Annotated in this window: 19 protein-coding genes and 2 tRNA genes; 7 read left to right on the forward strand and 14 right to left on the reverse strand. The window is 61.2% G+C overall.

The features are described 5' to 3' along the window. Positions 1–54: 54 nt before the first annotated feature. The gene (gene aceB / locus I6E81_RS02235; protein ID WP_231603841.1) at positions 55–1,674 is read right to left on the reverse strand and encodes a malate synthase A; all 1,620 of its coding nucleotides are present in this window, start codon (positions 1,672–1,674) and stop codon (positions 55–57) included. 63 nt (positions 1,675–1,737) lie between these two features. After that, positions 1,738–3,039 carry an isocitrate lyase gene (aceA, locus tag I6E81_RS02240; protein WP_197105787.1) on the reverse strand — a complete coding sequence of 434 codons (1,302 nt, stop codon included), beginning with the start codon at positions 3,037–3,039 and terminating at the stop codon, positions 1,738–1,740. Positions 3,040–3,181: 142 nt separating this feature from the next. Between aceA and I6E81_RS02245 the strand changes: the two genes are divergently transcribed. Continuing rightward, positions 3,182–4,651 (forward strand): helix-turn-helix transcriptional regulator, encoded by a 1,470-nt coding sequence (locus I6E81_RS02245; RefSeq protein WP_197105788.1) that lies wholly within the window; start codon positions 3,182–3,184, stop codon positions 4,649–4,651. Between the two features lie 56 nt (positions 4,652–4,707). Here the strand turns inward: I6E81_RS02245 and I6E81_RS02250 are convergent, their stop codons facing one another. Both I6E81_RS02250 and I6E81_RS02255 read right to left on the reverse strand, forming a co-directional pair. After that, a complete protein-coding gene (locus tag I6E81_RS02250) occupies positions 4,708–5,535 on the reverse strand; it encodes a DUF1684 domain-containing protein (protein WP_197105789.1) in 828 nt (275 codons plus the stop codon). Between the two features lie 113 nt (positions 5,536–5,648). Further along, positions 5,649–7,007, reverse strand: a complete 1,359-nt coding sequence (locus tag I6E81_RS02255) for a CoA transferase (RefSeq protein ID WP_197105790.1) — start codon at positions 7,005–7,007, stop codon at positions 5,649–5,651. 34 nt (positions 7,008–7,041) lie between these two features. On the opposite strand from I6E81_RS02255, the gene I6E81_RS02260 reads away from it, so the two are divergent. Continuing rightward, positions 7,042–7,230 (forward strand): PLDc N-terminal domain-containing protein, encoded by a 189-nt coding sequence (locus I6E81_RS02260; RefSeq protein WP_197105791.1) that lies wholly within the window; start codon positions 7,042–7,044, stop codon positions 7,228–7,230. A 142-nt stretch (positions 7,231–7,372) separates the two neighbouring features. Here I6E81_RS02260 and I6E81_RS02265 read toward each other — a convergent pair whose 3' ends face one another. Then, positions 7,373–7,546, reverse strand: coding sequence for a hypothetical protein (locus I6E81_RS02265; RefSeq protein ID WP_197107239.1), 174 nt, complete (start codon positions 7,544–7,546; stop codon positions 7,373–7,375). Positions 7,547–7,720: 174 nt separating this feature from the next. On the opposite strand from I6E81_RS02265, the gene I6E81_RS02270 reads away from it, so the two are divergent. From I6E81_RS02270 to I6E81_RS02280, 3 genes are all read left to right on the forward strand, one after another. Continuing rightward, a complete protein-coding gene (locus tag I6E81_RS02270; RefSeq protein ID WP_197105792.1) occupies positions 7,721–8,383 on the forward strand; it encodes a Pr6Pr family membrane protein in 663 nt (220 codons plus the stop codon). A 66-nt stretch (positions 8,384–8,449) separates the two neighbouring features. Next, complete coding sequence (locus I6E81_RS02275) at positions 8,450–9,127, forward strand: haloacid dehalogenase type II (protein ID WP_197105793.1); 678 nt, start codon at positions 8,450–8,452, stop codon at positions 9,125–9,127. Positions 9,128–9,302: 175 nt separating this feature from the next. Further along, entirely contained in the window at positions 9,303–9,947 is a 645-nt protein-coding gene (locus tag I6E81_RS02280; RefSeq protein WP_197105794.1) for a hypothetical protein, read from the forward strand. A gap of 117 nt (positions 9,948–10,064) precedes the next feature. Here I6E81_RS02280 and I6E81_RS02285 read toward each other — a convergent pair. Together I6E81_RS02285 and I6E81_RS02290 are read right to left on the reverse strand one after the other, a co-directional pair. Then, a tRNA-Ile gene (locus tag I6E81_RS02285) sits at positions 10,065–10,138 on the reverse strand. Between the two features lie 112 nt (positions 10,139–10,250). Next, positions 10,251–10,511, reverse strand: a complete 261-nt coding sequence (locus I6E81_RS02290) for a hypothetical protein (RefSeq protein ID WP_197105795.1) — start codon at positions 10,509–10,511, stop codon at positions 10,251–10,253. Positions 10,512–10,642: 131 nt separating this feature from the next. Here I6E81_RS02290 and I6E81_RS02295 point away from each other — a divergent pair, with 131 nt between their 5' ends. Continuing rightward, complete coding sequence (locus I6E81_RS02295) at positions 10,643–11,185, forward strand: Dps family protein (RefSeq protein WP_197105796.1); 543 nt, start codon at positions 10,643–10,645, stop codon at positions 11,183–11,185. 56 nt (positions 11,186–11,241) lie between these two features. Here the strand turns inward: I6E81_RS02295 and I6E81_RS02300 are convergent, their stop codons facing one another. Both I6E81_RS02300 and I6E81_RS02305 read right to left on the reverse strand, forming a co-directional pair. Then, on the reverse strand, positions 11,242–12,486 hold the full coding sequence (locus I6E81_RS02300; RefSeq protein WP_307783860.1) for a glycosyltransferase: 1,245 nt from the start codon (positions 12,484–12,486) through the stop codon (positions 11,242–11,244). Positions 12,487–12,616: 130 nt separating this feature from the next. Continuing rightward, positions 12,617–13,558 (reverse strand): DMT family transporter, encoded by a 942-nt coding sequence (locus I6E81_RS02305; protein WP_197105798.1) that lies wholly within the window; start codon positions 13,556–13,558, stop codon positions 12,617–12,619. A 40-nt stretch (positions 13,559–13,598) separates the two neighbouring features. Here I6E81_RS02305 and def point away from each other — a divergent pair, with 40 nt between their 5' ends. Beyond that, the gene (def, locus tag I6E81_RS02310) at positions 13,599–14,162 is read left to right on the forward strand and encodes a peptide deformylase (protein WP_197105799.1); all 564 of its coding nucleotides are present in this window, start codon (positions 13,599–13,601) and stop codon (positions 14,160–14,162) included. Between the two features lie 4 nt (positions 14,163–14,166). Here def and I6E81_RS02315 read toward each other — a convergent pair whose 3' ends face one another. The 5 genes from I6E81_RS02315 to I6E81_RS02335 form a co-directional block, all read right to left on the reverse strand. Further along, on the reverse strand, positions 14,167–14,832 hold the full coding sequence (locus tag I6E81_RS02315) for a response regulator transcription factor (RefSeq protein WP_197105800.1): 666 nt from the start codon (positions 14,830–14,832) through the stop codon (positions 14,167–14,169). Then, a complete protein-coding gene (locus I6E81_RS02320; protein WP_197105801.1) occupies positions 14,829–16,070 on the reverse strand; it encodes a sensor histidine kinase in 1,242 nt (413 codons plus the stop codon). Before I6E81_RS02320 ends, I6E81_RS02315 begins: the two co-directional genes overlap by 4 nt. Before the next feature lie 144 nt (positions 16,071–16,214). Continuing rightward, positions 16,215–16,287 (reverse strand) — tRNA-Asn (locus I6E81_RS02325). Between the two features lie 51 nt (positions 16,288–16,338). Then, positions 16,339–17,376: a beta-propeller fold lactonase family protein gene (locus I6E81_RS02330; protein WP_197105802.1), complete on the reverse strand. Its 1,038-nt coding sequence runs from the start codon at positions 17,374–17,376 to the stop codon at positions 16,339–16,341. Then, complete coding sequence (locus I6E81_RS02335; protein WP_307783859.1) at positions 17,363–18,184, reverse strand: ABC transporter ATP-binding protein; 822 nt, start codon at positions 18,182–18,184, stop codon at positions 17,363–17,365. The genes I6E81_RS02330 and I6E81_RS02335 overlap by 14 nt, the downstream gene beginning before the upstream one ends.

Here is an 18,184-nt window from a genome sequence, read left to right on the forward strand (position 1 = left end):
TTCGTGATCCTCATTGATCAGCCGAAAGCATCGCGCGGCTAGCCCATGGGCGCGTCAGGCGGCGTTCTCGCGAGGCTGTTCTACGAGGTAGCTGCTGTAGGCGCTGAGGGTGAGGAAGGTGGGGAACTCCTCTTCCAGCGTTACTTCGCGGAAGACCGCAGCGGCCTCATCGAAACGATCGCCTGGTGTGCGCTCGATCGTGGCGAACACGTGGGCGAGCTCCTCCTCGATGCTGCGGTGTGTGATGGGAGTGCCCTCCGCCGTCACCACGTGCTGGTGCATCCACTGCCAAAGTTGGCTGCGGCTGATCTCAGCGGTCGCGGCGTCCTCCATCAGGTTGTCGATCGCAGCGGCGCCGACTCCGCGGAGCCAGCTCTCGATGTAGCGCAGCGCAATGGAGACGTTGGAACGCACTCCGGCATCCGTCACTGCACCGTCGATGCGCAGGTCGAGCAGGTCCTCCGCCGTCACATGAACATCGTCGCGCAGGCGATCAACCTGGTTGGGGCGCTCCCCCAATACCGCGTCGAACTCGGCGCGGGCGGTGGGGATGAGATCCGGATGCGCGACCCAGGTTCCATCGAAGCCATCGGTGGCCTCGCGGCGCTTGTCGCGCGTCACAGCGTCGAGGGCACGAGCGGTCACTTCAGGGTCTCGACGGTTCGGAATGAACGCGCTCATGCCGCCGATGGCATGTGCTCCCCGCTTGTGGCAGGTCGCAACGAGCAGCTCGGTATAGGCCCGCATGAACGGCACCGTCATCGTGATGGCGGAACGGTCAGGGAGCACAAAGCTCGCCCCACGACCGCGGAAGTTCTTGATGATCGAGAAGATGTAATCCCAGCGACCAGCATTGAGGCCAGCGCAGTGTTCGCGCAGCTCGTACAGGATCTCTTCCATCTCGAACGCCGCAGGAATCGTCTCGATCAGCACCGTCGCGCGAATCGTGCCGTGGGGAATGTTCAGAGCGTTCTCGGCGAACGTGAACACGTCATCCCACAGGCGCGCTTCAAGGTGATTCTCGATTTTCGCGATGTAAAAGTACGGGCCACTGCCGCGCTCGATGAGTTCGTGCGCGTTATGGAATATGTAGAGCCCGAAGTCAACGAGCGAACCGGATGCCGGCGTACGCAACCCTGCCCGGTCGGTGTACCGGAGGTGCTTTTCTACCAGATGCCACCCACGTGGTCGCATCACGATTGTGGGCGTCTCCTCGCCGAGAGCGTAGGTCTTGCCCTCGGGGGTCGTGAAGTCGATCTGACGACGGATCGCGTCGTGCAAATTGATTTGCCCACCGATGACGTTGTGCCACGTCGGGCTTGTCGCGTCTTCCTGATCGGCAAGCCATACCTTCGCACCCGAGTTCATGGCGTTGACGGTCATCTTGCGATCGGTCGGCCCGGTGATCTCAACCCGCCGGTCATCGAGTCCAGGACCTGCGCCGGCAACACGCCAGCTGTCGTCCTCGCGAATCGCCGCGGTTTCGGGCAAGAAGCGCAAGTTGCGTCCGTTGGTGATGTGCTTGCGCGACTCCATGCGAGCCGCGAGGCGGTCATGGCGGCGACCAGCGAACTGGTCGTGCAGCCGCGTAAGGAAATGCAGTGCATCCGGAGTGAGGATGTCGTCGAATCGTTCCTCCGATTCAGCGATCGGTTCCATTCTGCGAGTAGTCATGATCTGTCCTTAGAAAATTGTGTAGTCGAGGGGTGGTGTTGCCGGCTTAGTGGCAGTGCCGGCTTAATGAAATTGCGCCGTTTCGGTGCTGCCGACGAGGGCGAGGGTTTCGCTCGTGGGGTTGAGGGCCGTCGCGATGCGATCGAAGTACCCTGTTCCGACCTCGCGCTGGTGGCGCGTTGCCGTGTAGCCGTCTGCTTCAGACGCGAACTCTGCCTCTTGCAGTTCCACGTACGCACTCATGTGACGCTCGCTGTAGCCCCGAGCCAGGGTGTACATCGAGTGGTTGAGGGCGTGGAACCCGGCAAGGGTGATGAACTGGAAGGCGTAACCCATGGCGGCCAACTCGCGCTGGAAGCTCGCGATCTGGTCGTCGTCGAGGTGACGCTTCCAGTTGAAAGACGGCGAGCAGTTGTAGGCGAGCTTCTTGCCAGGGAACTCCTTGTGGATGCTTTCCGCAAAGGTGCGCGCCAACTCAAGATCAGGCTTCGCACTCTCCACCCAGAGCAGGTCTGCATAGGGCGCGTAGGCGTGGCCGCGACTGAGGACCGTTTCGATGCCCGGAGTGGTGCGGTAGAAGCCGTCACTGGTGCGCTCCCCCGTCAAGAATGGCTTGTCGCGGTCATCCACATCGTTGGTGATGAGGTCGGCAGCAAGAGAGTCGGTGCGAGCAATGATGATGCTCGAGACACCCGCAACATCTGCCGCGAGTCGAGCCGCGTTGAGAGTGCGAACGTGCTGCGCGGTCGGGATGAGAACCTTGCCGCCCATGTGGCCACACTTCTTCTCTGACGCGAGCTGGTCTTCCCAGTGCACGCCGGCCGCTCCGGCTTCGATCATGGATGACATGAGCTCGTAGGAGTTCAGGGGCCCGCCAAAGCCGGCTTCCGCATCGGCAACGATCGGTGCCATCCAATCGGTCCGGGGAGCGCCGTCCTCGGCGGTCTCGATCTGGTCGGCCCGCATCAGCGCGTTGTTGATGCGACGCACAACGGCCGGCACGCTGTTGGCCGGGTAGAGGCTCTGGTCGGGGTAGGTCTGGCCGGAGAGGTTGGCGTCGGCGGCAACCTGCCAACCGCTGAGGTAGATCGCTTCGAGCCCGGCGCGCACTTGCTGCACGGCCTGGTTGCCGGTGAGCGCTCCCAGCGCGGCGACCCATTCGGTGTTGTCGCGCTGCAGGAGATTCCAGAGGTTCTCGGCGCCGCGACGAGCAAGAGTGCGGTCTTCCCGAACACTTCCGCGGAGGGCGATGACGTCTTCGGCGCTGAAATCGCGTTCGATTCCGTTCCAGCGCGCATCCGTCTTCCACTCGGTTTCGAGTTCGGCTGCGGTCTGGTTTTGGTCGCCGGGGCGGTTGTTCGTCATTGCTGGCTCCTTCGTCAGTGGTTCATCGGTACTTCGTTTCTTCGACTCTGGTGCCGCTGCACTAGTTCTTCACCACGATTTATTGCAGAATTATCATGATTCTTCTGTTTTTCGACAGAAGGCCATCAAGGAGGATGTTCGGATGACCCCACGCACGCGTACGCAGGCAGACGATGAGGACATGTTCGATTCCCTCACCGTTGGCCGCCGCATCCGTCAACTCCGCACCGATCGCGGTCTCACCCTCGATGACCTCGGTGCCGCGCTCGAGCGTGCGGCATCTCAGGTCTCCGTTATCGAGAACGGCAAGCGAGAGCTCAAACTTAGTGAGCTGCAGAAAATCGCCCGCTTCTTTGAGGTGTCGGTGGATGAACTGCTGAGCTCAGAGCCACCGTCACGGCGTGCTGCCCTCGAGATAGCTCTCGAACGCGCGCAGCGTGGCCCGCTCTACAACTCGCTCGCGCTGCCCGAGCTGCCGGTGCGCAAGACCCTCAGCGATGAGGCAATCGAAACCGTGCTCGGATTGCACGACGAATTGCAGCGCCTCCACCGCGAACGTGCGGCAACGCCCGAGGAAGCACGCCGCGCCAACACCGAACTGCGGCGCATGATGCGCAAGCGCAACAACTACTTTGGCGAACTTGAAGTAACCGCTCGTGAACTGTTGGATGCTGTTGGCCACACGGGCGGACCGCTCTCTCAGCGGGTCGCCTCCGACCTTGCCTCGCACCTCGGGTTTTCACTGCACTACGTGCCCGACCTGCCCGCGACGACGCGCAGCGTCACGGATTTGCGCAACGGCCGCATCTATCTGCCCGTCGCGCAGGCTGAGGGCACAGACCCGCGCTCGACGCTGCTGCAGGCACTTGCGGGGCATGTGTTGGGCATCCGGGAACCCGCTGACTATTCAGAGTTTCTCTACCAGCGAGTGGAGACAAACTATCTCGCTGCCGCCCTCATGGTGCCCGAGAAGACAGCGGTCGAGTTTCTCACTGCGGCGAAGGCGCAGCGCGAGCTCTCGGTGGAGGATCTGCGGGATGCTTTTGCCGTGCCCTACGAGACGGCGGCCCACCGCTTCACCAACCTGGCGACCGAACATTTGGGCGTTCCCGTGCACTTCTTGAAGGTGCACGAGGGTGGCACGATTTCGAAGGCCTACGAGAACGACAGCGCTGCGTTTCCGACGGATGCGCTTGGCGCGATCGAGGGACAAATCGTGTGCCGGCAGTGGAGCGCGCGCCAAGTCTTTGACGTCGAGGACCGCTTCAGCCCGTACCACCAGTACACCGACAAGCCAGGCGGAACTTACTGGTGCACGTCGCGCATCCAGTCGGGTCGCCGCGGTGATTTCTCGGTGAGCCTGGGCACGCCGTTCGCGTCAGCAAAGTGGTTCCGTGGGCGCGACACCACGAATCGTGCCGTGTCGACGTGTCCAGATGAGGGATGCTGCCGCAGCGCACCCGAGAACCTGTCGTCACGCTGGGCGCGGCATTCGATCCCGAGCGCGCGGCTCAACAGTTCGCTGCTCGCGGCAATGCCCACGGGAATGTATCCCGGGGTTGACACCACCGAAGTGTTTGAATTCTTGGAGTCGCACTCGCCGCGCCTGTAGTCGTTCGGCGGCCAGACTAGGCCGTGCGATCCCCCTGCCCAACCGCCCAGAACCAGCTACTCGTGCAGCAGCGAGCCGTCCTTCTTGAGTACGTTCTTTTCGCCGGCCTCAATAGCGACCGAAAAACGGTTCTGCTTCGGCGGCATGGGGCAGTTGAAGTTGTAGCTGAAAGCGCAGGGCGGCAGGATCGCGAGGTTGAAGTCGAGAACGATCGTTCCGTCGGGGTTGGGCGCAACGAAGAGGAAACGGCCAACGCTGTAGGTGTCAACGCCGCTCGTGGCGTCCGCGAAGACGAGTTGAAGGGCGCGACCCGACTTGAACGCGGCGAGGCTATAGTCAACGCCATCCTTCGTGAAGGAAATGTCACCGGGAATCGGCTGCTCACGCTCTTGACCGTTGTCTTTGATGTGCTCGAAACCAAGCGTTGTGCCCTCGGGGTTGGGCGTGAAGGTGGCCTTGATGACCCAGTCCGGGTTGTAGGCGTAGGCATCAATCGTGCCGAACTCTTGAATGGCGGGCGAGTTGGTGTCCCAGACGCGCAGCGCGTGGTTGCCCTCAGGAGCCTTGATGACGAAACCCGTGACGGTCTCGCCAAAGACGATGGCGCTCGGGTTCTCGTGGCTCTTGCTGCGCACAACGGCGCTGCCCTCAACAAGCGTGCCGTCGACAACAATGTTGTCTTCTGCGGTGGCGGTGACCGTGAGGCCATCCTCGTGCGGAGCCCACGTGCCGGGCACACCCCAAATGGTCTGCTCGGCGTCGACCCACTGCGTGTTGGTCAGCGCAAGGTTGCCATTCTGCTGCACGACCGCCTGGTCGCGACGTTCGCGAAAAGTTGCGAGCTTAGCTTCGGGCGTGAGCGTGGGTGCAGCAGTGTCAGTCATAAGTCCATCCTTGTTGAAGTCCATCATGCCAACCACCGCCGACACGGGATTATTTCAGGAAAGCTAGATCGGTCAGGCTGAAGAAGCGCATCACGCGAGCAGACAACACCACATCACGAGAGCCATGCTGCTTCGCTCGAACCCCACGCAACAGCGGGAGCCGTGAAGCGTCCAGGGCCGCCCGCGTAGGCCGGTGCAGGCACCGCACTGGTCACCCCGTCGTGAGTTGTTACCGTGGGAGTGAAGCCAGCGGATGCCGTTGGCGCGTGCCGCGGACGACGCTGCTGCACGAGTTCGGTCGCCAGTCTCGCTAGCGACACCTCCACGAGCCACGAATGACCCACATCGATGCGGCGACGCACCGCCGTCGTGATGCCGGCAGCGAGCAGATAACCGGCCGCATGATCCAGAGCCTGCGCCGGCAGGGCGCCCGGCGTTCCCTTGCCTTCACCCTCCGCCAACGCGATTCCCGTCGCCGCCTGCACGATGCTGTCGAAGCCGCGGCGTTCAGCCAGCGGTCCGACCGTTCCCCACGCGCTGAGGCGGCCCACGATAATTCCTGGGCGGCGCTCGGCGAGAGCCGCGGGCGAAAGTCCGAACTTATCTAAAGAACCGGGGCGGTAGGCGGTGAGTACGGCATCCGCGGTCTCAAGCAGTTTCTCGAACGTTGCTCGGTCGGTGTCGTCGTCGAGGTCGAGCAGGGCTGAGCGTTTGCCTGCGCCGGTGTCGAGGTGCTGCCACGGGATTTCGGGATGCCGCGGGCTGTCGATGCGCAGAACGTCGGCGCCCCACAGCGCCAAGGTTCGTGCCGCGACGGGCCCGGCAATCACGCGAGTGAGGTCGAGCACGCGCAGGCCTGCCAGCGGCGCATCGACGGTTGTCTCGGTGAGCTGGGCAGATTCGGTATCACCGAGCGAGGTCAGCTCGACAACGGGCAGTCCGGCCAACGCTTGGGCTTGCGGATGCTCGGCCCACTCCTCTGCGGTGCGCACGACGGTCGCGACTCCCCCGGCGGCGACAACTTTCTCTTCAACGTCAGCCGCGGCCATGGGATGGAGGGCGAGCATGAACTCGTCGGCGCCTGTCTCGGAGGGAAGTTCGAGAGCGCTCAGCAGCGCTGCGCGATGATGTGGATAGTTGGCGTGGGTGCGAACCCAACCGTCGCTGCAGGGCCAAAAGCCAGAGAGCTCAGCCCACGCCGCTACCGGTTCGCCATCCTGCCGAAAGTGTTTGTCGCTCGTGACGGCAGTCGCCACTTTGAGCGGATTGAGTTCGACGGAAGGCACCGCGCATCCGACCCTCCGCGCCGCCAGCAGCGACGCAGAAAACGACGCCGTAGCCATGGCGTCATGAACGAAGCGGCCAGAGGGCAGCACTCCTGTCAGGGGCACAGCTGTGCCTTGGTCGCGCACTAACGCGAGGGCGGCGGCATCTTCCCCAAGGGATTGCCACGCTGCATCCAGCAAACTCATAACTTGATAGTGCCATGCCCGATAGATTTAGACCATGGAACCTATTAGCTTCAGTTTTGGCATCGTCGGCCTGATCATCTTCATCATCACCGTCGTTTCGATCGCCAAGAGCAACAATCACGGTGTGCTCGGCAAGTTCGTGTGGATCTTGGTCGCCTTCTTCCTGTCGATCTTCGGCTCAATCCTGTGGCTGATCTTTGGTCGCGGCAAGGTGCGCAACTAGCCACTCCGAGCGATCGGGTAAGGGTGCGTGGCGGCGGAGGCGCACTGAAGGGACACGGGATTTCCGTGCCTGCGACTGCGCGCCGCCACGCTGAACTCATCAGGCTTGAGTGTGGAACCTGACGAGTTCGGTTGGTGGGCCGTTAGCGGCCCTTACGCGGCTTGATGAAGCCGGTGTCTTCGAGCTTGGCCCGCTTGTGTGCCCGCTTGTCTTTGATAGACAGCTTGGCTTCCTTTTTGGTGCTTCCTCTAGGCGATTTTCCGGCCATGATTATTCCGCTTCCCCTTGTCTCAGTTGGCGTGATCATCTCGACCATAGCCCATTCCTCAGAGGAAAGCACTTACCGTCTGACCGGCTTTTTTATCCGCTCAGAGAAGTGCGCTGTACCTCGTCGCGGCACGCTGATTTCACCCCGCAGTGTGCCTCATCCGCGGCCGGCGATTCGCTCCGCTATAGTCATGCACATACTTGCTTTAGTTCGAGGGGAACTATGACCTACGCCACCAAACTCGCCACACCCGAAACCCGAAACGGCACCGTTATCGTCGCGGTATTGCGCTTAGCGATTGCCGCTCTCGTCACCGCCGCAGTAATCGCAACGGTTGCCGAGGCAGCAGGTCGCACCGTGATTAACCCGTTCAACATGTTCGGGTATTTCACCATTCAGTCCAACATCATCCTTGCGGTCGTGTACGCGGTCATCGCGGTTGTTGCCCTGCGCGGCGAGGCTGCTTCGCCGGCCCTGAATATCGCGCGCGCTTCGGTGACGACCTACATCATCATCGTCGGGGTCGTGTATGCGACGCTGCTCGCACCGTTGGGTGCAGCCGGTGGCGTTCCGGTCGCCTGGGCAAACGCGGCACTGCACATCATCACGCCCGTATATGCCTTGGCCGATTGGATTCTCTTCTCCGACCGCGGCCGCATCGCTTTCAGTCGTCTGTGGATTGTGTTGATTTACCCGATTGTCTGGGTCATCGTTGTGCTCGTGCGCGGCGCAACAGACGGCTGGGTGCCCTATCCCTTCTTGCACCCCGACACCGGCTACGGCAGCGTCTTCTTCTACGTCGGCCTCATTGTCGTCGTCATGCTCACTTTTGGCTCGCTTGTGTTCTGGATCTCAGGAAAGCGTTCGCTGCTGCGCGTACCGTAGGGCTCAGTGCTCGAGGTTGCCTCCGCATTCCCGCGGCGGCGATCGGGCACAGAAAGCCGGTGTGAGATGACAAACAAGCCCGTCACGATCTTCTTCGACGTCAACGAGACGCTGTCAGATCTTTCGCCCGTCGGGGATGCATTCGAGGCTATCGGCGCCGGGCGTGGAGTGTCCGCCACCTGGTTCAACACGGTACTGCGGGACGGCTTCGCCCTCACCTCAACCGGTAGCCAGGCGCGTTTTCTTGAAATTGCACAGACTAATGCGCGCGACATCCTCCGCGGACTTCCGCTCACCGGCTCATTAGAAAGCTCTGTGGATGCCGTACTCGACGCCTTCTCCACAGTTCAGCTTCACGACGACGTTGCGCCCGGCATCCGCGCTCTCCACGCTGCTGGGCACCGACTCTTTACGCTCTCCAATGGCCCCGCCAGCACCGCGGAGCGGCTATTACGCGAAGCAGGGTTGTCAGATCTAGTCGATGGCACCCTGTCCGTGGAAGAACACGCGCCGTGGAAGCCGGCGCGTGGCGCTTACGAGGATGCGCTCACCCGCACCAACGCCCATGCTCACGGATCGGCATACCTCGTCGCGGTCCACCCGTGGGACATCCACGGAGCCGCGGAAGCTGGACTCTCGACGGCGTGGGTGAACCGAGGAGACTCGCTGTATCCGCCCCATTTCCGCGCACCAACAGAAACGGTTCTGAGCATGAGCGAGCTAGCCGAGCGGCTCGACGGCTGACGTGCCGTTAGCGAGTTCGCGCATTCGTGAGTTCGCAATAACTGATTTTTCCTTGTAACCTTCAAAAACAAGCAATATTCATTGTTGCAATGTGACCCTGCAGCTCGGGGGAAACGCACGCGTGCGTTCGAGCGCCAGGGCCGTCGACCGCAACGCGGTGGGGAAGAGATCTCAGTTGATATCAGCACGTAAACGCAGCGCCTTCGCTTGGGCAATTATTGCCGGGCTCACACTCTCTGGATGCGCGGTCACAGCCAGTGAAGAAGTACCGGAAGCCGCCGCGCCCTCAGTCGAGCCAACGGAGGAGACGACCGAGGAGTCGACCGGCACCGCTTCTGGCGATGTCGCAGCCCCCGGATCAACCGTGAAGCTCGGTGAGTGGGCATCCTACGACTATGCAGGAATTGATGACGCGACGGCAGTAATCGCTGCACGTCTCGTGAGCATCGAGCCAGCAACAGCTGCGCAGACGGATTACCTCGTCAAGCAGATTTCCCAGCTCAAGGGATACAACGTGTGGTTCCTGTCTGTTGAGCAGCAGAAGGTATCCGGTGATTCGATCGCTTTCGACGCCGATTACACGGGGTTCTCCCCCGTTGACGCCAACAGCGAGAAGATTCAAGACGTCACCGTCATCGGTTGGGACGACTGCACAACTCAGTCGTTCACGAAAGAATTCGACACCGATGGCGCCACCATTGAACAGTGCTTCATCGCCGCAACAGTCGAGGGCGGAAACGACGTTGCCGGCGTGATCTATGCCGAGTATGACTCCGTGTATGCCTACTACGACGGAAAACCTCTGTCGTTCCTCAAGTAGACACGACATGATCGAAAGGGCCTCATTCGGAAGCGGATGGGGCCCTTCTCGTGTGAGCCACCGTGAGCACCCCGGGGCGGAGGGCGCGTCAGAAGCGCTTGGCGTGAACGCGAAATGTAGGGCGGATGGGACTTGAACCCATGACCGACGGATTATGAGTCCGCTGCTCTAACCAGCTGAGCTACCGCCCCGTGCCCGCACGAGTGCGAGCGCGTATCTACGTTACCGGCAAAATCAGCGAGTCAACACACGCCACAGCACAGAGCAGAGACCAGTGCTGGACTAGAAATCTCCGCGCCCGATCTAGCGATCGGATGAAGCAACATTCGCGTTCGCGTTGGGGCGGGAACTACCCACGTGGATCGAGATGCCCATCGCTACGGCGATGCTCAAGAGCAGGGCTATGAGTCCCGCAAATACGGCAACATAGTAGGTACCCGGATCCGGAACTACGCCCATCTGCGGTTCCATGTAATGCCAGATCGTGGCGCCTGCATTCAGCCCGAGCACAACGATGAATGCCGGCACGAGCCAAGCGAATACCAACAGAAATCTCATCGCCACAGCGCTCTCCCTCACATCGGACGGTAAATCCGAGCCTAAGTCACGAGTCGCGCCCGAGCTAGTCTCACACGCTCAGCTTCCTCCCAAGCAACACCAAGCCAGTGCTAAACCGACGCTCGTACGGTTGCACCATGACTGATTCACAGAAAGCGCAGACCACAAGTCCGGCCAAATCTGGGGCTCGCAAAACCCGCCAGCAGAATGCTGAGCGAGGCTTCACTGCGTCCAAGGGGCTGGCGGATCGTCTTCAGCAGGTTCTTGTAGAACTGCTCGAACTTCAGCTCCAGGGCAAGCAGGCCCACTGGAACGTCGTCGGTAAGAACTTCCGCGACACCCACCTCGTGCTTGATGAGATCATTGACGCCGCTCGCGGCTTCAGCGACACCATTGCCGAACGGATGCGCGCACTGCACGCCACACCGGATGGCCGCAGCGACACCGTTGCCGCCACCACCACACTCCCCGAGTTTCCCGCTGGTGAAGTAGACACCACGCACACCATCGACCTGCTGACGGAACGCCTCGAAGGCACCATCGCGACTATCCGCGAAGTGCACGATCCTATTGACGAAGAGGACCCCACAAGCGCGGATCTGCTGCACGGCATCCTCGAAACACTCGAACAGTACGCCTGGATGGTGTCGGCCGAAAACCGCACTCCCGCAAAGAAGTAGGCTCCACGCCTACAATCACGAGCCGATTGCTGTGGCTCCCACGAGAGCGTCTCCGATTAGGAGGCGCTCTCGTTCTTTCTGCCCGATGATACAGCGGCAGAGACCTCTTCGCCGCGATACATGCTCTCGAACGTATCCAAGGTGCGCTGGATGTCGTGGGCGGCCACAATCGCCAAGCTTTCTTTCTTGAACTTCAGAACCTCATCCGCGGGCATCGACAGCACACGGGTGAGCTTTGCGGCCAGGTCCTCAACGTTGCCTGGCTCGAACAGGAACCCGTTCTCACCATCGTGAACCAGGTGAGGCAGAGCCATGGCATCGGCAGCAACGACGGGCAGCCCAGAAGCCATCGCTTCCATTGTTGAGATGCTTTGCAACTCAGCAATGGATGGCATCGCGAACACTGAACCACGCTGAAGCGCATCACGCAGTTGATCTTGCTCGACAAATCCGGTGAGGGTGACACGATCCGCGACACCCAACGAGGTTGCGAGGGCGCGAAGTTTTCCCTCGAGCTCTCCCCCGCCCACGATCTCGAGCTTCGCGTCGAGCGCAGGGTCAAGAATCGCGAGAGCGCGAATGAGTTTATCGATCTGCTTCTCGTCGGAGAGACGCCCTAAGAACACAATGAGGTTCTCCGGCTTGGGCTCAAGATTGCCGTTGTAACCATCGGCATTGATGCCACAGGACACCGCTACGACGTTGCGCACGCTCGTGTTTGCTTCGAGATATTCGGCGGCGCGCCGGGTCGGAGTGGTTACCCACGCGGCACGCAAGAAGGAACGCCCGGCAGCCGCCCACCCCGCCTGAATAGCTTTTCGGCGCAAAAACTTGGGGATGATGTAGGCGTGATCGAGCAAATTCTCGGGCATGAAGTGATTAGTGCCGACGAGACGAATTCCTCGCTTCTCGCCCTCGATCGTCATGCCGCGACCGACGATAATGTGCGACTGAAAGTGAATGACATCGGGCTTCACCTGATCAAGGATGCGTGCCGAATTTTGCCTGACCCGCCACGGCATCATGAACCGAAGCCACGGGTGGCCGAGCCAGCGCCACGAATAGAGGCGGTGCAGGGTCATTTTCTGGCCCTCATGCTCCTCAACCATCGTGCCCAACTTTTTATTGGAGTACGAGGGAGCCACGATGTGAACGTCATGACCACGCTCAGCGAGACCAGCCGCCAATCGAGCAATGAAGGTTGCCGCGCCGTTAATTTGCGGCCAGAAGGTGTCGGCGCCGATCAGAATGCGAAGTCGCGGTTTGCCCTCATGGGGCGAGCGTTTCACAGCGGAAGTCACAGTCGAAGAGTTCCTTAACAGTTGTGCGTCACGAGCCATCTTGTTTACGACCCGGTCAGGTCAACGGCACCTAATAACGTACCTCACGGCGCCTGCACCCACGGGTCGCTGAGCCGAGCTGCTCGAAATGCTACGACTTCAGTTGCGGGTGGTGCTTAGAGAGTGAGAAGACGCCAAAAATGGCCACGGCACCCGTAATCACAAACGCGATCACTGCCCACATCGGCGCATCCGCCGCTTCGCCCAACACGATGATGCCGACGGTTACGGCAACAAGGGGGTCGACGACAGTGAGCCCCGCAACAACGAGATCGGGCGGCCCCGATGCATACGCCGTCTGCACAAAATACGAACCAAGAAGGGATGCCGCGATCAGTCCGACGATGCACAGGATGGTGAGAAAGTCCGTGCTCTCGAACCCCGACCCCGAAATGACGATGGTCTTGATCCGGTCGATGACAACCTTCGCAAGCGTCGCGACGAAACCAAACAGCATGCCAGCGCCCAGGATGTAAAACACCGGTGACGCGTTCTTACGGAAAACCAGGAACAGCACGATCCAGAGTGCCAAGACGATCGCCAACACGATGAGCACAATCGAGAGCTCACGCTGCGTAATAACGGTGGATTTCGCGAACATCGCCGCGATTCCGACGAAAACGCCAACGCCGACAACGCACATCACGATCGCTCGAATGGAAATGGCATCCAAACGCACCTTGGTAATGCGGGAATTCATGATCGCTGTCATGACGAGCGCTACGGCGCCGAGCGGTTGCACCACCATGAGCGGGGAAAGCGACAGGCTCGAGAGCTGAAAAACGATGGCGAGCCCGAGGAACGCCGTTCCGATTACCCACGACGGACGGGCAAGCAGTGCCTTGATCTGGGAAAAGTTGAGGCCAGTGCTGGCTTCGCTACCGTGGTGCTGTTCCATGCGGGCAACGCCACGATGTTGGAACTGTGCTCCCAGCGACAACAGGATCGCGCCGATGAGGGCTAGCGGGATGCCCACCGCTTGCAGCGGCGTCAGGCTTATCTGATCGCTGAGGTCAAGGATGTCCGGCGGCACCCGTCAAATGTACTCGGTTCACACGGGATATTCTGGGTACATGGCCGTTCTTCCCATCATTATCACCGGCGATCCGGTGCTCCACACTCCAGCGAACCCGGTAACGGCCTTCGATAGCGAGCTCACCACTCTCGTCAACGACATGATCGAGACGATGGAAGAAGCGCCGGGCGTCGGCTTGGCCGCCCCGCAGGTGGGCGTGGGCCTTCGCATCTTTGTCTACGACTGGACAGATGATGACGACGTGCACTGGCACGGTGTCGCCATCAATCCCGAACTCTGGCAAAGCCCCACTCCCGTGCTCGACGCTGACGAAGCCGACGAAGAGGGCTGCCTCTCGATCCCCGGCGAACGCTACCCGCTTGCGCGTGCCGACCGCGTCATTCTGCGCGCCTTCGACCTGCAGCAGCAGCCGTTCGAAATCGAAGCGTCGGGCTGGCTCGCCCGCATTTTTCAGCATGAATACGATCACCTCGACGGCGTGCTCTATGCCGACCGTCTGCAAGCACCGGATGCCAAGGCCGCCGCGAAAGCGATCCGCAAGCAAGGCTGGGGTCAGCCTGGCCTCTCGTGGCTCCCCACCGAGGAACAGCTCGACGCGTAACTCGTCACACCGCCCGCCCCAGCGATACCAGCCCGGTCTCATAAGCGATGACGACAAGTTGTACGCGGTCGCGCGCCATGAGCTTAGACATAATGCGGGAGACATGAGTTTTGGCCGTCAGCGGGCTCAGAAAGAGCTTGACGCCAATCTCGGCATTCGTGAGCCCCTGCCCGACCAGGGCAAGAACTTCGCGTTCGCGCTCGGTGATCGCCGACAGGATGCTGGCATCAACCGCCACTTGTGAGCCGCGGGCAAAGCGTTCGAGCAGTCGTTTTGTCACGCCAGGGCTCAGCAGGGCGTCGCCGGAAGCGACCACACGCACCGCCCGGATCAGCTCGACCGGCTCAGTGTCTTTCACAAGAAAGCCGCTCGCTCCGGCGCGAATAGCCCGCGCGACATACTCATCGACCTCGAACGTTGTGACGACAACGATGCGCGTCTCAGCGAGGTCGGGAATGGTCGCAATTTGCTCGGTTGCCCAGAGGCCGTCACCATCGGGCATCCGGATGTCCATCAGCACGACATCGGGACGTTCGCGCCGCACAACCTCGATGACGTCGGTTCCGGTGGCCGCCTCGCCCACGACCTCGATGTCATCTTCGGCGCTGAGCAGGCTTCGAAAGCCCGCGCGAATCAGTTGCTGATCATCCGCAACAACAACACGGATCATGCGGATGCCGAACGACGCGGAATGCGGGCGGTCACCACGGTGCCGCGCGGCTTGGCTTCGGCCACGCGGAGCGTGCCACCGAGAAGTTCGGCCCGTTCGCGCATACCCAACAACCCTCGCCCCGCTGTGTGTCCGTCGGTATCGATACCGACACCGTTGTCGGCAATAGTAGCGACATAGTCGTCTCCGTCGATCACTAACGTGACCGTGGCCGCCGTCGCCGCTGCGTGGCGGACCACGTTCGTCAGCGACTCCTGCGCAATGCGAAACAGCGCGAGTTGCACCGCCGCGGGGGTCTGCTCCGGGATGTCGTTCGAGAGGATGACCGTGAGTCCCTGGGTGCGAACCGAGGCGGCGAGGCTCTCAAGCCGTGAAAGGTCAGGTTCAGGCACAGGCGGAACCGCATCGGTGTCGAACTCGCCGGCTGCGGCATCCTCGTTACGGAGCATGCCGAGCAACGAGCGCACCTCGTCAAGCGCATCCTTGCTCGAACTCTTGATGCTCGCCAGCGCCGCCTCAGCCTGTTCGGGTTGCTTGTGCATGAGATGCAGCCCCACGCCCGCCTGCACATTGATTTGGCTGAGCGAATGGGCCAGAACGTCGTGCAGTTCGCGAGCGATACGCACTCGTTCTTCCCGCAGTTCTTGCTCCCGGCGATCTGTGAACGCCTTCTGAAACTGCACGAAGTTCTCGAGACGACGACGATTGGCTTCAGCGAAGCCCAGCACGAGCAAAAGTCCGACCGTTGTCGCAACGACGCGCGGCGGTTCGAGCGCAACACCTGCGAGCAGCGCGGCGAGCAACGTGCCCTCCCACGCCACAATCATCGACACCCACGTCCACGTGCGTGCCCCATGCGAGATCGCGATAACAACCGCAAAGGCAAGAGCCAAGTAGGGCGGAGTGGTCCACGAGTAGCCCAGAAGGAAGTCGGCGGCTCCTGCCACCGAGAGAATCGCGACAATCGGCCCCGGATAGCGCCGCACCCAGATAAGCAGCACGGGCCCGAGAACGGAGAGCGTGACCGTAGCAATGCCCACGAGCAACGATGGTTCGACCCACAACACGCTGGCTATCGTGGGCGGCACCTGAATCACAAAAGAAATAGCCACTGGCAACCAGAGCCGCAGTCGTTGCGACCGCCGCGAACGGGGTTGCCCGAAACCGGTGCCCTTCATGAGCGACTCCACCATTGCATTCGCCGAACGCGGGGAGCGTGGTGAGGCAGAAGGGAGCATGCTTCGATGCTAGTTGCCACGCCCGGCGAGGACATCGCCTGCCGGGTGCAGGTCTCGGTACTCCCCGCGGAGTACCTGCGCCCACAATGCACCAGGGCCGGAACGCACAAAGTCCCGGCCACCTTAGTGGCCGGGACTCATAAGCTCCTCGACTTGGACTCGAACCAAGAACCTACGCATTAACAGTGCGTTGCTCTGCCAATTGAGCTATCGAGGATCGCTGTGCAACTCAATTACTTTAGCAAATGATTTCGCAGTTCAAAAACCATCAGACGATTCTGGCGAGGTATGTTGGCGAAAGTACCCGGGTTGGCGGGGCAATCAGCTGCGGAATACCGTTCGGATCAATTCTGAAACTAGCCACTTCGTGCGAATACTGGTTGCAGACGTGAAGAATGTCGTCGCTCATGATCATGTGTCGCGGCCAGTTCCCCTCGCACGACACAGACGTGAGCGGTGCAACGCTGCGACCATCGTCGGCAATCGTCATCACCGCAATCTGGTTACTATGGCGCACGCCGGCATAGGCGAAACGGCCGTCGGCAGAGATCGCGATTGCGGAGGCTTGGTCGCCTTCCACCGCACCGGGCAGCGCGATAGAACACAGTTGCTTCAGCGCACGGTTCTTCCACTCGACAACGAGCAAGCCGCATCCGTGTTCCCCCAGCACATAGAACAGATTGCCGGGGCGGGCGACGATATCGCGCGGACCAAACCCTGCCGGCGTAGCGAGTTCGGCGATCTGTTCTATCGCGAAATCGGTGTAGCTGAAAATGCGGATGAGGTCGGCGCCCAAATCGAGCGTGAACAGCGTGCTGTCGTCGACAAAAACGGAGGAGTGCGCGTGCGGCCCCTCCTGTTGCGGTCGTGGACCGAGGCCAACAGTCTCGACGACCTGACGCGTGTCGAGCTCCGTGGACTCAGTGCCGGTTTCGATCACTCCGAGCGTGCCGGTGCCATAGTTTGCGGCAATGATCGTAGAGCCATGGACCGTGATGTGGCAGGGGTATTGGCCGCCGCTGGCGGTGAACGCCGGAGTGCTGAGTGTCTCGCCATCGAGGTCGAATGCTGCGACCTGGCCTGATCCTTCGAGCGTCGAATACACCCGGTCACCATCGACCACGATGAAGGATGCCGAGGGAACGTCCGCAACGCGGTGCGCGAGCTCGAGCGATCCATCCGGCTTACTACGCAGGACAGAGATGCCTTCGGACTCGCACTCCATGTCAGCACCCCAGCCGCCGACCAACCAGGTCGAGGCAGGCACGGGAGTGATGTCGGGCGTTGTTTCTCTAGTGCTGGTCACGTTCGAGCTCCACGAGTGAGTTGGCGAGCCCCTTCACGTAGGGATGCCACGGGTCGGAAAGGACTTCTGACAACTCTCCGGTGCCGACGAGGATGCCGCGATGCATGATGGCAACATTCGTCGCCACCCGGCGAACCGCGGCCAGGTCAGCGGTGACCAGCAGTGCCGAGAATTCGCGCTGCGCTTGCAGATCAACGATGAGGTCAAGGATGGCTGCGCGCACGTTGACGTCGATACCCGCGGTGGGGTCATCGGCCACGAGAAGTTGCGGTTCCAAGATCATGGCGCGCGCAATCGCAACACGTTGACGCTGCCCCTTGCTCAACTCGTACGGGTAGCGGTTCATGACCGAAAGCGGCAAACGCACCGTGTCGATGAGGGTCGCCACAGCCTCGGCAGCTTCTCTTTGATTGAAACGACGATCGCGCACGAAAATTGGTTCGGCGATGTTCTCGCCAACCGTGAGACGACTGTTGAGGTGATTACCGGCATCCTGAGGCAGATAGCCCACGCGCAAGCTCAAGTGATCGCGCTTGCGCCGACTCACCGAGCGCAGTTCGGTGCCGAGCACAGTGAGCTCTCCCCCGCTGAACAGCGGCGAGCCGTAGGCGCCAGTCTCAGCGTGTAGGGCAATCGCTTTGGCGAGAGTGCTCTTGCCCGAGCCGCTCTCGCCCACGACGGTCAATACTTCGCCAGCGGCAATCTCAAAACTCAGCCCATTGACGGCAACCGAACGCGTTTCAGGGTTCCGTGACGGGTAACGCAGCGACAAGTCGCGGGCGCTCACGGTGGGCTGAGTAGAAGTCAC

The organism is Salinibacterium sp. NG22, assembly GCF_015864925.1.
Lineage (GTDB): Bacteria > Actinomycetota > Actinomycetes > Actinomycetales > Microbacteriaceae > Rhodoglobus.

What these genes read in the sequence shown, in the direction of transcription:
- I6E81_RS02265 (WP_197107239.1), bottom strand. Translation starts at nt 7,546, where the DNA reads ATGGTCGAGATGATCACGCCAACTGAGACAAGGGGAAGCGGAATAATC.
- I6E81_RS02320 (WP_197105801.1), bottom strand. Translation starts at nt 16,070, where the DNA reads ATGCTCCCTTCTGCCTCACCACGCTCCCCGCGTTCGGCGAATGCAATG.
- I6E81_RS02245 (WP_197105788.1), top strand. Translation starts at nt 3,182, where the DNA reads ATGACCCCACGCACGCGTACGCAGGCAGACGATGAGGACATGTTCGAT.
- aceB (WP_231603841.1), bottom strand. Translation starts at nt 1,674, where the DNA reads ATGACTACTCGCAGAATGGAACCGATCGCTGAATCGGAGGAACGATTC.
- I6E81_RS02315 (WP_197105800.1), bottom strand. Translation starts at nt 14,832, where the DNA reads ATGATCCGTGTTGTTGTTGCGGATGATCAGCAACTGATTCGCGCGGGC.
- I6E81_RS02255 (WP_197105790.1), bottom strand. Translation starts at nt 7,007, where the DNA reads ATGAGTTTGCTGGATGCAGCGTGGCAATCCCTTGGGGAAGATGCCGCC.
- I6E81_RS02275 (WP_197105793.1), top strand. Translation starts at nt 8,450, where the DNA reads ATGACAAACAAGCCCGTCACGATCTTCTTCGACGTCAACGAGACGCTG.
- I6E81_RS02295 (WP_197105796.1), top strand. Translation starts at nt 10,643, where the DNA reads ATGACTGATTCACAGAAAGCGCAGACCACAAGTCCGGCCAAATCTGGG.
- I6E81_RS02260 (WP_197105791.1), top strand. Translation starts at nt 7,042, where the DNA reads ATGGAACCTATTAGCTTCAGTTTTGGCATCGTCGGCCTGATCATCTTC.
- I6E81_RS02270 (WP_197105792.1), top strand. Translation starts at nt 7,721, where the DNA reads ATGACCTACGCCACCAAACTCGCCACACCCGAAACCCGAAACGGCACC.
- def (WP_197105799.1), top strand. Translation starts at nt 13,599, where the DNA reads ATGGCCGTTCTTCCCATCATTATCACCGGCGATCCGGTGCTCCACACT.
- aceA (WP_197105787.1), bottom strand. Translation starts at nt 3,039, where the DNA reads ATGACGAACAACCGCCCCGGCGACCAAAACCAGACCGCAGCCGAACTC.
- I6E81_RS02250 (WP_197105789.1), bottom strand. Translation starts at nt 5,535, where the DNA reads ATGACTGACACTGCTGCACCCACGCTCACGCCCGAAGCTAAGCTCGCA.